The organism is Deltaproteobacteria bacterium (genome assembly GCA_019309045.1).
Classification (GTDB): domain Bacteria; phylum Desulfobacterota; class Syntrophobacteria; order BM002; family BM002; genus JAFDGZ01.
In genome coordinates, this window is record JAFDGZ010000078.1 from 13,033 (window position 1) to 13,375 (window position 343).

Consider the following 343-nt stretch of genomic DNA (forward strand, 5'->3'; position numbering starts at 1 on the left):
TATGTGATCGACAATGAGATGCTGGGCATGGTGGCCAGGGTGCTGGAGGGGGTGCGGGTCACTCCGGAGACTCTCAGTTTCGAGCAGATCAAGGAGGTGGGGCCGCGGGGCAATTACATGGGACTGCGCCATACTCTGGATCACATTCACACGGAGCACTATCTGCCCCGGCTTTTTGATCGGCACACCTATGATGCCTGGGCGGCCAGAGGGGGCGAGGACATCAGGGAGGTGGCCAGGGAGAAGGCGAGGGAAATTCTGGCCACGCACCAGGTGGAGCCGCTGCCCAGGGAAGTGCAGGAAGAGCTGCAGGCGATTATCAACAGTGCTGAAGAAACATATG

At 59.5% G+C, this 343-nt stretch carries 1 protein-coding gene; it reads left to right on the forward strand.

Features of this window, described 5'->3' with window-relative positions; genetic code table 11:
• Positions 1 to 343: trimethylamine methyltransferase family protein (locus JRI89_14060; GenBank protein ID MBW2072365.1), on the forward strand; the 343-nt coding region annotated here is incomplete at both ends.